General features: G+C 47.3%; 11 protein-coding genes. 6 read left to right on the plus strand and 5 right to left on the minus strand.

Going from position 1 to position 12,408, the window contains the following annotated elements; translation table 11 throughout:
- The first annotated feature begins 119 nt into the window (after positions 1-119).
- Positions 120-1,895 carry an ABC transporter ATP-binding protein/permease gene (locus K9N75_RS13030; RefSeq protein WP_008813748.1) on the plus strand — a complete coding sequence of 592 codons (1,776 nt, stop codon included), beginning with the start codon at positions 120-122 and terminating at the stop codon, positions 1,893-1,895.
- 59 nt (positions 1,896-1,954) lie between these two features.
- Here K9N75_RS13030 and ompC read toward each other — a convergent pair whose 3' ends face one another.
- Complete coding sequence (gene ompC, locus K9N75_RS13035) at positions 1,955-3,058, minus strand: porin OmpC (protein WP_105375321.1); 1,104 nt, start codon at positions 3,056-3,058, stop codon at positions 1,955-1,957.
- Between the two features lie 494 nt (positions 3,059-3,552).
- On the opposite strand from ompC, the gene K9N75_RS13040 reads away from it, so the two are divergent.
- Positions 3,553-3,807: a hypothetical protein gene (locus K9N75_RS13040; RefSeq protein ID WP_008813750.1), complete on the plus strand. Its 255-nt coding sequence runs from the start codon at positions 3,553-3,555 to the stop codon at positions 3,805-3,807.
- Positions 3,808-3,819: 12 nt separating this feature from the next.
- Here K9N75_RS13040 and K9N75_RS13045 read toward each other — a convergent pair whose 3' ends face one another.
- Positions 3,820-4,059: a YceK/YidQ family lipoprotein gene (locus tag K9N75_RS13045; RefSeq protein ID WP_008813751.1), complete on the minus strand. Its 240-nt coding sequence runs from the start codon at positions 4,057-4,059 to the stop codon at positions 3,820-3,822.
- A gap of 335 nt (positions 4,060-4,394) precedes the next feature.
- On the opposite strand from K9N75_RS13045, the gene K9N75_RS13050 reads away from it, so the two are divergent.
- The 3 genes from K9N75_RS13050 (at position 4,395) to K9N75_RS13060 (ending at position 6,498) form a co-directional block, all read left to right on the plus strand.
- Entirely contained in the window at positions 4,395-4,610 is a 216-nt protein-coding gene (locus K9N75_RS13050; protein WP_004093025.1) for a YccJ family protein, read from the plus strand.
- 65 nt (positions 4,611-4,675) lie between these two features.
- Positions 4,676-5,245 carry a 3'-5' exonuclease gene (locus K9N75_RS13055; RefSeq protein WP_224451713.1) on the plus strand — a complete coding sequence of 190 codons (570 nt, stop codon included), beginning with the start codon at positions 4,676-4,678 and terminating at the stop codon, positions 5,243-5,245.
- 53 nt (positions 5,246-5,298) lie between these two features.
- Positions 5,299-6,498, plus strand: a complete 1,200-nt coding sequence (locus K9N75_RS13060; protein WP_224451714.1) for a multidrug effflux MFS transporter — start codon at positions 5,299-5,301, stop codon at positions 6,496-6,498.
- Positions 6,499-6,572: 74 nt separating this feature from the next.
- Here K9N75_RS13060 and dadX read toward each other — a convergent pair whose 3' ends face one another.
- Together dadX and K9N75_RS13070 are read right to left on the minus strand one after the other, a co-directional pair.
- Entirely contained in the window at positions 6,573-7,643 is a 1,071-nt protein-coding gene (gene dadX, locus K9N75_RS13065) for a catabolic alanine racemase DadX (protein ID WP_224451715.1), read from the minus strand.
- Between the two features lie 145 nt (positions 7,644-7,788).
- Entirely contained in the window at positions 7,789-9,093 is a 1,305-nt protein-coding gene (locus tag K9N75_RS13070; protein ID WP_008813755.1) for a D-amino acid dehydrogenase, read from the minus strand.
- Positions 9,094-9,804: 711 nt separating this feature from the next.
- Between K9N75_RS13070 and K9N75_RS13075 the strand changes: the two genes are divergently transcribed.
- The gene (locus K9N75_RS13075; protein ID WP_224451716.1) at positions 9,805-11,340 is read left to right on the plus strand and encodes a SpoVR family protein; all 1,536 of its coding nucleotides are present in this window, start codon (positions 9,805-9,807) and stop codon (positions 11,338-11,340) included.
- Positions 11,341-11,433: 93 nt separating this feature from the next.
- Here K9N75_RS13075 and fadR read toward each other — a convergent pair whose 3' ends face one another.
- On the minus strand, positions 11,434-12,153 hold the full coding sequence (fadR, locus tag K9N75_RS13080) for a fatty acid metabolism transcriptional regulator FadR (protein WP_004093015.1): 720 nt from the start codon (positions 12,151-12,153) through the stop codon (positions 11,434-11,436).
- Between the last annotated feature and the right edge of the window lie 255 nt (positions 12,154-12,408).

Raw genomic sequence — 12,408 nt, forward strand, 5'->3', positions numbered from 1 at the left:
GTTTTCTGTTCTGTCTCCCCTGACACCTTCATTTACAACTGAACATTTGTGAGATTGTGCTGTCTGTCACAATCTAAAGAACAGTTTTTTTGTCACTTTTGCATCAGGAATATCGTCTTATGCAGCAACCTCTTCACCGAACAACACACTGGTCAGAAGTGTGGCAGCTCATTAAGCCCTATTGGGTTTCTGAAGAAAAAGTCAGCGCCTGGACTCGACTCATTGCGATTATCGCTCTCACGCTGGCAGGCGTTTATATCAACGTTTTGTTCAACGAATGGAACCGCGTTTTTTACGATGCGTTGCAAAATCGCAACTACGCCGTGTTTAAGGCGCAGTTAATCCGATTTAGCTATCTGGCGGTGATCTTCATCATCATTGCCATCTATCGGATCTATCTGACACAGGGGCTACAAATGCTCTGGCGTCGCTGGATGACTGAGAAATACATGAGTAAATGGCTGTCCCATCAAGCCTATTACCACACGGAAATTCAGCAGACCATTGATAACCCCGATCAGCGTATATCTCAGGATTTAAACGCGCTGACCAACGGCACCCTATCATTAAGCCTTGGGTTACTCTCCAGTCTGGTGACGCTGTTTTCCTTTGTCGCGATTCTGTGGAGCGTTAGCGGTTCAATTTCATTTATGCTCAGTGACCATGAGTTCGTTATTCCCGGCTATATGGTGTGGTTTGCGCTGTTGTATGCGGGCATGGGCTCGGTATTGATTTGGTGGATTGGACGTCCACTGGTTGGGCTAAGCTTCGACCAAGAGCGCTTTGAAGCGAACTTCCGTTTCGGCCTGATCCGTATCCGTGATAACGCCGACCCGATTGCGCTTTATCATGGCGAACAACAGGAAAAAAACCAGCTCAGCGGTCAATTTGAAAATATCCGTAGCAACTGGTGGTCGATCATGCGCCTAACCAAACGTTTGAACGTCGCTTCAACGTTTTACGATCAGTTCGCCAATATTTTCCCCATTTTGGTCGCATCACCACGCTATTTCTCAAACGCTATTCAGCTTGGCACATTGATGCAGGTGGCTTCCGCATTTGGACAGGTTCAGGGAGCGCTGTCGTGGTTCATTGGTGCGTTTACCGATTTGGCATCATGGAAAGCCTGTGTCAACCGTTTAGCGGGCTTCAATGCGGCCATCTCTGCAATTGAGCAGCAGCCCAATAATATTTCCCGCACGATCACCACCGATAGCGATGATTCGCTGATTGCGCGCGATCTTTCGCTGTGCCTGTATCAGGGGCGTGAACTCTTCAGCCATGTTAATTTACACGCACGCCGTGGTGATAAAATCCTTATCACTGGCCCTTCAGGCTGTGGTAAATCAACGCTGTTACGCGCGATCGCCGGAGTTTGGCCTTATGGGCAAGGTGAAATTTCGCAGCCGGACAGCGACAAGAAAAGCGTATTGTTCCTGCCACAGCGTAGCTATTTACCTATTGGTACACTGCGTGACGCGCTGTGCTATCCACGCGGATCACAAGGCGTTAGTGATGAAGAGTTGCAACAGGTATTGAAGGCGTGTCGTTTACACCATCTGCATCAAGCACTGGATATTCGAGCTAACTGGACTCACCAACTGTCTCCCGGTGAGCAGCAGCGCCTGTCGTTTGCCCGTGCCTTGGTAATAAAACCTGATGTACTTTATCTTGACGAAGCCACCAGCGCTCTGGACGAAGAAACCGAGCAGCGCGTTTATCAGTTACTTAATCAAAGACTGCCAGATACCACCCTGATTAGCGTGGCGCATCGCAGCAGCGTGGCGCCATTCCATAATATACGCTGGAAATTTGTCAAACAGGCCGATGCGACTCAGGAAGAAGCATACTACTCAGCCCCATCGGTGATCGAAATCAGTTCACTGGCCCATTAAATAGTCACCCCGCCATTCTTTTAAAAGATGGCGGGGTTCTATCGCTGTGCGATAATGAATTAGAACTGATAAACCAGCCCTAATGCCACTACGTCATCGGTCTTCAAATTCAGCGGATTATTATCATTGAGCTGATTAATTTTGTAATCAACAAAGGCTGACATATTTTTGTTGAAGTAATAGGTTGCCGCTACATCAATATATTTCACCAGATCCGCATCGCCGATCCCCTCAATATCCTTACCTTTTGACTGGATATATCCCAGCGATGGACGCAGGCCAAAATCAAACTGGTATTGAGCAATAACCTCGACGTTTTGTGTTTTATTTGCAAGACCTTTCACGTTGGTATTCACCCCATTGATCTCTGCAGTCCCGGAAATAGGCGTCATATTTCGCGTTTCTGCATACATTGCGGCCAGGTAAACGTTATTAGCATCATATTTTAAGCCCCCCGTCCACGCATCCGCTTTATCCCCATGACCAAAAGCTAAATTCTGCTGATCTTGAGTACGATCGGAAGACGCATAGGCTGCTCCGATAGAAATGCCATCGACAATTTCATAAGTCGTTGATAACGAGTAACCATCGCCATTTTGCTTAGTAATATCGCGATCGTTTTCATTTTTACCCTGATATTGCAGAGCAAAATTCAGACCGTCAACCAGCCCGAAGAAATCACGGTTACGGTAAGTTGCAACCCCCGTACTACGCCCTGTCATGAAATTATCGGCTTTGGTATAGCTATCGCCGCCAAACTCAGGAAGCATATCCGTCCACGCTTCCACGTCATACAACGCACCATAATTACGGCCATAGTCAAACGAGCCAAATTCACTGAATCGCAGACCAGCAAAACCTAAACGCGTTTTGGTTCCCGTGGCGCCATCACTTTCAGCGCGGTTAGCGGCAATCTGATACTCCCACTGACCAAAACCCTGCAAGGTATCATTAATTTGGGTAACACCTTTGAAGCCAAAGCGTACATAGGACTGGTCGCCATCCACCGACTGATTATCTGAAAGGTAGTGTTCAGCCTTTACGCGACCATACATATCCAGCTTATTGCCATCTTTATTGTAAACTTCTGCTGCATGCAAAACAGGTGTTGCCAAAGAAGCAACGGCCAAGGTCATCATCATTGCCAGCGCGCTTTTTTTCATTTTTTCATCCATAGAATGGTTATCTGCATTAAATTTGGTATGCCTTTCATCTCACTACCTCTGAAGGCGAAGATGTTTTACCGGATGGAGATGAAAATTTTATTGCAGAAATAATACTTCTGATGACATTGATTTAGGCTTAATGAATATATGGTTATTTCCCAGAAAAACTTTGGTTAATTAAGTACCTAATAAAAGGTCTTTGAAACGTTATTGACTTGGCGATTAATTCACCGCGCGACTTCTTGGCAGCACAACAGAAATATAAAAATGTTTGCTAACATTTTTTAAATTATCAAAAGCCTTATTTGAGGTAGACCTGTGACAAACGAGGCTATACTTCTGAGGTTTAGTTTCCTAGCTCGACTGTTATCTTGGTCAACTAAAACGCATGCCTCGAAGCGCAACGTTTTAAACTTATTTTAACGTAAACGCGATATTTTAAAAAACACGTTTAAACACCATGTGCTTCAACACTCTTAAGGAATTTACCGATGAATACCTTGCTGATTGATGATGTGGCTCAGAGTTTGTTTCGCAGTGAAGTTTCGAAAATTATTGGTGAAGCCGTTAGCGATTTAGTCGGTGCCGAAGGCGATATCGTTTATGGGAAATTAATCAACTCACTTGCTCATTCTGCCGATCAGGAGACCAGCATAGAGCGCAAGACGTTATTATTGAGCGCTATCGATCGCTTGATCGGAGATGAAAACCTGCTGCGTCGTAAGCGATTAGTCGAAAGCAAATAATCCAGAGCGAACTCAGTCGTATGGGCCATGCTTAGCATCAAATGGCAACATAAACGTATCGGCAATCAGCGAGAACGGCACGTCCAGCGCAGTTACATAGCGCCATGGGCTGTCGCGTAAATCCCACTGCACTCCCGGATAATATTGGTATCCGTGCCCCTTCCCTACCGTTCGGCTAATGATGCTCCCGCAACCGCTGAGCGACGCAACACATACCATCAGCAATAGATATTTTAGCCATAAAGCTGTCATCGAAATGTCTCTCTATATACTCAATAGATTTCAGGCGGCAAGTGAGCCCCAATAAGCTTACATCAGTCAGTGATTAGGGCCGCAAAAGTAGCCAACGCATCGGAAGCCTGAAAGATGACGATTATAGTTCAAGCAATAAGCGGCATCGATGTATATATCAGTGGCGAGATGCTAATACCTGCGATAAGGTAAAACACAAGCGGCTCGGGGATTTTGTCGATGCTCTCTGAGGTAAGTGGTTAAATTTATAGCACTTAGCCTGACAAAACTAACCCACCAGCGAAAACAGGTTCATACTAGATCAGGTTACTTCGATCGCATCTAAGGAGACCGTTATGTCAGATCCACACCATATTGCCGAATGGGCGCGTCTACGTGAAACCTCTATCGAAATTGCACACGCCATTTTCGAATTAGCGAAGAACGACGAAGTTCTAGCACAAAAAATTTGGGACGAAGGCAGCGATGAAGTATTGCCTCTAGCGTTCTCTAAAACAGATAAAGATGAGTTATTTTGGGGTGAAGAGACTATTTTCCGCGCCAACGTATAATTCGTCTTTGCTCAGATAATGCCCGTTTATCGGGCATTTTTTTTCTTATCAACGTTAGGATCGCTATGCACCACCTCATGCTGGATATTGAAACGCTGGATACCACCCCGAGCGCGGTGATCCTCTCCATTGCTGCCGTATTTTTCGAGCCGTTGACAGGGGAGCTGGGCGAAACATTTGCTGCTCAAATTAGCCCACAAAAACCACAGCCTAACCGTACGATCAGCGCCGATACCGTCGCATGGTGGGCGCAGCAGTCTGACGCCGCGCGTAAAGAAGCCTTTTCAGGCACAGAAACCTTAAAGAAAACGCTGACGCAATTTAGCCGATTTATTCACATCAACAGTAGCGATAAAATTCATGTTTGGGGCAACGGTAAAGAATTTGACTGCAGCATACTCGAGCACGCCTATCAACAGTTGGAAATGGTCTGCCCATGGGATTTTTGGCGAACTCAAGACGTTCGCACTTTAGTGATGTTAGCCAGAACACTGGGCTTTGACCCAAAGAAAACACGCGCTTTCGAAGGGGTTCCGCATTTGCCATTAGACGATGCCTGCCACCAAGCGCGCTATGTCTCAGATATCTTCCGCTCCCTACGTGTGATACCGTCGGCGCTAGAAAGTCATCATTGATAGCTGATAAGTTCTACCTGCTTAACTGACCACAAAAACCATAAAATAAACCTATGCGAAACTATATTCTGCTCCTGCTCAGTCTTGTCTTATTTGGCCCTTTGGGGATAGATCTTTTCCTACCGACCATCCCCGCTATTGCCGCGGATTTTCAGGTTAAAAACGAAGTCATTCAGTCCACGATTTCACTGTTCCTGTTGGTGATGGGACTGGGACAGCTTATCGCGGGGCCTCTGGTTGATAAGTTTGGTCGGCGGCCTATCGCGCTGATCGGCATAGCCCTGTATATCTTAGGCTCAACCGTCGCCGCGCTGTCCAACTCTTCGGATATTTTTGTGCTCGCTCGCGTCATTCAAGGATGCGCCGTATGCTGCACCGGCGTGGTGTGCTTCAGCGGTGTTCGCGATCGTCTGAACGGTAACGAAGCGGCGAAAGCATTTGGATTTCTCAACGGTACGCTAAATATCGTGCCAGCGTTAGCGCCGTTACTCGGCGGCATTCTGGCCGAGTTGTTTAACTGGCGCGCTCCATTCTGGTTCCTGGTGTTTTATGCCGTCGTAGTTTTCGTCATTATCGCTATTTGGCTGCCAGAAACTCGCCCTGCCGACACTAAACCGGTGAAAGGTCTTCCGTTAAAACAATATGCTCGTATTCTAAGCAACAGTCGCTTCTTACGCTTTGCGCTGGTTAACGCTGGCGCGATGGGAATGGCGATTACCTATGTCTCCTTCGCGCCTACCGTACTCATGACTGACGACAAACTTTCTCCGCTGGTGTTCTCGCTTATCTTTGGTGGTAACGGCTTTTGGATTTTGTTCGTCAGCCTCATCGCCAATAAAGTGATTCAGCGTGCAGGCCGCCCGTTCTGCCTGATGCTGGGGACTCTGCTAATGGCATTGGGCTGCATCGGTCTTTTTGTGGGCATGCACTTGCTGCCAGTAGACGCCAGCCAGCACTGGCTGAGCTATATGCTGCCCGTAGCCAGCGCCTGTGCCGGTTTGGCCTTTATCATGGGACCTGCCACTAGCTATGCACTAGAGCCTTATTCTGACGAAGCAGGGATTGCGTCAGCCTTGGTTGGATTTGTGCAGATGGCGATAGGCTCCTGCATCGCGCTCGTCGCCATCGCACTGCCGATGGCAGCCAAACCCGCTTTAGCGCTAGTGATGCTGTTGGGGGCGGTGCTCGCGCTCTCCGCACGCTTACTGAGCAGCAAACTAAAGGGGCGCGTTAAATCGGTTCATCAAGCCTAATCGCCCTAAAAAAAGAGCGGAGCACCATGAGATGTTCCGCTCTTTTTTATTGAGACAAGCAAGATACTTTTCCGTTATAACACCGTTACAGGCACTCTCGGGGCCACTGCACAGAGTAATTCATAACCAATAGTCCCTGCGGACTGCGCAACATCATCTACCGGCAGGTTTTGTCCCCACAGCTCGACAGATTCACCAACTTGCTCTTCTGGCAACGCAGTTAAATCAATGGAGAGCATATCCATTGAAACCGTACCTAATAACTGAGTGCGCTGCCCGCTAACCCATACAGGTGTTCCCGATGGTGCATGGCGCGGATAACCATCCGCATAGCCGCAGGCCACGATACCTATTCGCTGAGGTTGTACCGCTTGATAGCGGCTACCATACCCAACGCTGTCGCCTGATTGTATGTTTTGGATAGCAATAATTTCGCTGTGCAAGCTCATGACCGGACGTAAGTGACTTTCTGCAATATCATGCCAGCGACCGGTTGGCGATGCCCCATAGAGAACAATTCCAGGTCTGACCCAATCGGCGTGCGTTGGTTGATGCCACAGCGTAGCTGCCGAATTTGCCAAACAGCGTGGTGCTGAAATATCGACGGCGGCCGCATTAAACGCATCCAGCGGTGACTCCACGCCCAGATGGTTGTCGGCATTAGCAAAATGGGTCATCAACGTAATGTGATCCACGTTTGGCAGTGCTCGCGCAGAATGATAAATCGCCATCAATTGCTCAGGCATAAAGCCTAAACGGTGCATACCGGTGTTCACTTTTAGATAGATATCAACCGGCGCGCTTAAACGAGCTCGCCCCAACATTTGTAACTGTGATTCATTATGGATTGTCGTGGTGAGACGGTATCTATCAATGAGTTGTAGATCCTGCGGTTGAAAGAACCCCTCTAGCAACAGGATTGGCCCCTGCCATCCCTGTTCACGCAGCAAAATCGCTTCTTCAATGTCGAGTAACGCAAAGCCATCGGTTTTTGCCAACGCTCGCCAAATACGACTTAGCCCATGCCCGTAGGCGTTTGCTTTGACGACTGACCAGATTTTAGCCTCTGGCGTCTGCTGGCGAATCTGATCGAGATTGTGAGTTAAGGCCGACAAATCGATGATCGCACGAATGGGACGAGGCATAGCCCTCTCCTATAAAAATAATACGAAGATGCAGGTGAACCGCAGCCGTATAGAAGGAGTAACGATCCTCCCGCGTAATGCTGATCGTTTAAGAGATCGAGATACACGGGGCTAGCATTAACCGCTCCTGCGGCGTTTTTAATTGTTAGTGTGCGGTATGAATATCGCTTAGGCTACGTCCGCTCTGTTGGCGAAAAGATTTGTCATAGCGTGCGACAGAAAGATCTTCAGATGGAATCGCTGGCGTGACGCCTGAAATAATATCCGCCAACAATTGACCGGAACCACAAGCCATAGTCCAACCTAATGTACCGTGCCCAGTGTTTAAATAAAGGTTCTTGATCGGCGTTTTACCGACCATTGGCGTGCCGTCTGGCGTCATTGGTCGTAGGCCAGTCCAGAATTTGGCCTGTTCAATATTACCGCCGTTTGGATAGAGATCGCGCACAACCATTTCCAGCGTTTTACGTCGCGCGTCCAATAAATGTGTATTGAAGCCCACAATCTCAGCCATTCCGCCGACGCGGATCCGTTGGTCGAAACGCGTAATAGCAATCTTGTACGTTTCATCCAAAACGGTAGACACTGGCGCTCCGTCCGGACGCGTAATCGGAATAGTCAACGAATAACCTTTAAGCGGATAAACCGGTATCGCGAGCATGTCGTGTAACAGCGCCGTTGAGTAAGAGCCAAAAGCCACGACATAGGCATCACCAGTGATAACGTCGTTCCCGCATTGCACACCCGCAATCTGATTTCCCTGTTTCAACAGGCGATCGACCGGCGTGTTAAAACGGAACTCGACACCTTCACGCTGCGCCATTGTCGCTAACTGTTGAGTAAACAGCTGACAGTCACCGGTTTCGTCATTAGGCAACTGCAGGCCACCAGTCAACTTATGCTGTACCTGCGCTAAAGCAGGCTCCACCGAGCCAAGCTCAGTGGCTTCCATTAATCGATAGGGAACGCCAGCGTCTTTCAGCACGTCAATATCACGAGCGGCATTTTCAAACTGTTGAGCGGTACGAAACAGTTGTAGAGTCCCTTTCTGGCGACCTTCGTAATGGATATTGGTTTCTGCACGTAGTGCTTTCAAGCAGTCGCGGCTGTATTCTGACAGGCGAACCATGCGAGATTTATTGAGCGCATAGTGCGAACTATCGCAGTTACGCAGCATTTGCCACATCCAACGTAGCTGATCGGTAGTGCCATCCAACCGAATAGCCAAAGGCGCATGCCGTTGAAACATCCATTTGATGGCTTTCAACGGCACCCCAGGCGCAGCCCAAGGAGCAGCATAACCGGGCGATATTTGTCCTGCGTTTGCTGCACTGGTTTCGAGAGCAGGACCATCTTGTCGATCCAGCACCATGACCTCATGACCAGCCCGCGCCAGATACCAAGCACTCGCAACGCCGACTACCCCACTCCCCAGCACGATAATACGCATAGACAACTCCACATCCCGATGGTTAAAAGCACAATATTCTGGTTACACAAAAATAACCAAATATAAAAATCCGACCAACAACTCTTACTGTAAATGTGAATGAAATCACGATTATTCCAATGTTGCGATATATCGACAGTGTTTTGCCTTCTGTGCCAAAACAAATTTAATTCATTGAAAAATAAAGAATTACAGAATGCAGGTAATTACATATTTGCAACATTTAGTTTAAGCATATGACATTCGTGATGGCTTTGCTTTTATCTGGCGTTTACTTTATGTTGCGTAAATTTTTATCGCCGCAGCTAGTTCTGATTCATTAGCAACAAACCTCTCACTCTCTCTATTATTAAGTTGATACTTGGAATATAACGGTGATTTTCACTCTCACACTTATGGAATTCACCTCTGGACTTTTCCCTAGCTCAACCATCACCCACCTCACTAAAAACCATTTAAAACACAAAACTAAAAACCAACAATTCACCTAAATTGCGAAATAAAACTCCGACAAATTGCATTTTTATCGGCGCTGGATTTTCCCCCTCAGCGTACCAGCCGCCCTAACGCAGCAACTTTAAGTCACTGGTACAACGACAAAACATCTCGCTTTTTCTTCCTTGAGCTACGCTTGTTACAGGGTCTACATATCTGATAGATCCGCTGACAAAGAATCCACTGACAATCATGTTTTCGTCGGGAGATGCGCTAATGACTATTTCAACTCGCAAGCAGGCACGGGAAGCCGCCACACTAAGTGATGGCCCAGATTGGACGTTCCCGTTGCTACAGGAATATTTAGATCAAATCGATCGCGTCGCGAAGCATTATCGACTAGATACCTATCCGCATCAGATTGAGGTCATTACCGCTGAACAAATGATGGATGCCTACTCTAGCGTCGGTATGCCCATCAACTACACCCATTGGTCGTTTGGGAAAAAATTTATCGAAACCGAGCAACTGTATAAGCACGGTCAGCAGGGGTTGGCTTATGAGATTGTCATCAACTCCAACCCCTGTATTGCCTATTTGATGGAAGAAAACACCATCACTATGCAAGCGCTGGTGATGGCGCACGCGTGTTACGGGCATAACTCATTTTTTAAGAACAATTATTTGTTTCGCAGTTGGACAGATGCCAGTTCCATCGTCGATTATCTGCTGTTTGCCCGTCACTACATCAGCGAATGTGAGGAGCGCTATGGCGTGGATGAGGTCGAGCGTTTGCTGGACTCCTGTCATGCATTAATGAATTACGGCGTCGATCGTTACAAACGACCGCAGAAAATATCAATGGAAGAAGAGATTGCGCGTCAGAAGTCACGCGAGGCGTATCTACAAAGTCAGGTCAACGATTTGTGGAAAACACTGCCTCGTCGAGAACGCGAAGAACAGGCGGTTGAAGCCGTACGCTTTCCCAGTGAACCACAGGAAAATATTCTCTATTTTCTAGAAAAGAACGCACCGTTGCTGGAGCCATGGCAGCGCGAGATTGTGCGCATCGTGCGTAAAGTAAGCCAATATTTTTACCCGCAGAAGCAGACTCAGGTGATGAACGAAGGTTGGGCTACCTTCTGGCACTACACCATACTGAATCATCTCTACGATGAAAATTTGGTTAGCGATCGCTTCATGTTGGAATTTCTGCACAGCCACACCAACGTTGTATACCAGCCTGCCTACAACAGCCCGTATTACAGCGGTATTAACCCGTATGCGCTCGGTTTCGCCATGTTCCAAGATATCAAACGAATCTGTCAAAATCCGACAGAAGAGGATCGCCACTGGTTCCCCGCCATTGCCGGCTCTGATTGGCTAGAAACGCTGCACTTTGCCATGCGTGACTTTAAAGATGAGAGTTTTATCAGCCAATTTTTATCACCGAAACTAATGCGTGATTTTAGGCTATTTACGGTATTGGATGATGATAGAAACAACTATCTGGAAATTGACGCAATCCACAACGAAGAAGGTTATCGTCGGATACGTGAACAGCTTTCAGCCCAGTACAATCTCAGTAATCATGAGCCAAATATTCAGGTGTGGAACGTTGCATTGCGCGGTGATCGCTCCTTAACCCTGCGCTATGTGCCGCACAATCGGACACCGCTGGATAAAGGTCGGCGCGAAGTGCTTAAACATTTGCATCGCCTATGGGGTTTTGATGTTTATTTAGAGCAGGTAAACGAAGAGGGGAACGTTGAGCTGTTGGAGCGTTGCCCCTCTCGCCCCAACCCGCTTTAATATTTTGGCACTTTAGCCGAATGCAAAAAGGGCGCTAGATGCGCCCTTTTTCTATCTTATTTGCGACGTGATCAACGACGAAGCAATCAACGACTAGCGACGACCTTCAGCCAAATCGCTTGGGATGGAACCCTGCATGCTATGCCAAATGGCACCGCTGTCTTTACCATAATTACGCACATATTCCATAACTTTCTCGTAATTCTGCTCATGGCACAGCTGGCTCAGCTTGGCATAAAACGAAAGTGCAAGCTTACGCGCGTCAGGATTGGAGAAGTAATAGCGCCCTACGCGAGTGTATAACCCTTTTAATCCATTGAGGATTAATCCATAGATCGGGTTGCCCGAAGCAAATGCCAAACCACGGAAAATACCATAATCCAAATCGGTAAAGGCTTCAGCGTGATCTTCTACCGTTTCGGCTTGTGCCAAGATCTCTTGAACTTTATCAGGATGCTGACGAACCGCAGTGCGGATAAAAATAGAAGCGATGTTTGTGCGTACGGATAACAGGTTATCAATAAGCTGCGGAACGCTGTCGTGATCAAGGCGAGCCAATGTTTCCAAAATGTTTAATCCTGAGGTTTCCCAGAAATTATTCACTTTTGTTGGTTTACCATGCTGAATCGTTAACCAACCATCTCGCGCTAAACGCTGTAGAACTTCACGCAGAGTGGTGCGAGTGACACCAATAAGCTCAGATAGCTCGCGCTCTGCTGGTAAGATTGATCCAGGTGCAAAGCGGTTATTCCAAATACTTTCAATGATATACTCTTCTGCAAACCCTGCTGGACTCTGCGCCTTAATAACCATATTTTTGACGTTCCGTAACGACGATATTCCACTAATAACATAGCGCTCATCATACCAGATCGACTATGGCTGATATAGCATTGATGCTCGCGATTATACGAAACAATAGATCACTCATCACAAAAACCACCTCATCTCGCGGCGGTAATTATGTTGCATGCCTGCATTTCTATGTAAAAAACTCAATCTCTACTTAACACTTACGTAGCAAATAAGAATAAAACTCAATTAGATCTGGATTGATAGCTGGCATGA

Source organism: Hafnia paralvei, from assembly GCF_020150375.1.
GTDB classification, from domain to species: domain Bacteria; phylum Pseudomonadota; class Gammaproteobacteria; order Enterobacterales; family Enterobacteriaceae; genus Hafnia; species Hafnia paralvei.

Excerpts from the sequence above, each read along its gene's own strand:
- K9N75_RS13040 (WP_008813750.1), top strand. The coding sequence starts at position 3,553 with ATGAATACCTTGCTGATTGATGATGTGGCTCAGAGTTTGTTTCGCAGT.
- K9N75_RS13070 (WP_008813755.1), bottom strand. The coding sequence starts at position 9,093 with ATGCGTATTATCGTGCTGGGGAGTGGGGTAGTCGGCGTTGCGAGTGCT.
- K9N75_RS13045 (WP_008813751.1), bottom strand. The coding sequence starts at position 4,059 with ATGACAGCTTTATGGCTAAAATATCTATTGCTGATGGTATGTGTTGCG.
- K9N75_RS13075 (WP_224451716.1), top strand. The coding sequence starts at position 9,805 with ATGACTATTTCAACTCGCAAGCAGGCACGGGAAGCCGCCACACTAAGT.
- fadR (WP_004093015.1), bottom strand. The coding sequence starts at position 12,153 with ATGGTTATTAAGGCGCAGAGTCCAGCAGGGTTTGCAGAAGAGTATATC.
- K9N75_RS13055 (WP_224451713.1), top strand. The coding sequence starts at position 4,676 with ATGCACCACCTCATGCTGGATATTGAAACGCTGGATACCACCCCGAGC.
- dadX (WP_224451715.1), bottom strand. The coding sequence starts at position 7,643 with ATGCCTCGTCCCATTCGTGCGATCATCGATTTGTCGGCCTTAACTCAC.
- K9N75_RS13050 (WP_004093025.1), top strand. The coding sequence starts at position 4,395 with ATGTCAGATCCACACCATATTGCCGAATGGGCGCGTCTACGTGAAACC.
- K9N75_RS13030 (WP_008813748.1), top strand. The coding sequence starts at position 120 with ATGCAGCAACCTCTTCACCGAACAACACACTGGTCAGAAGTGTGGCAG.
- ompC (WP_105375321.1), bottom strand. The coding sequence starts at position 3,058 with ATGAAAAAAAGCGCGCTGGCAATGATGATGACCTTGGCCGTTGCTTCT.
- K9N75_RS13060 (WP_224451714.1), top strand. The coding sequence starts at position 5,299 with ATGCGAAACTATATTCTGCTCCTGCTCAGTCTTGTCTTATTTGGCCCT.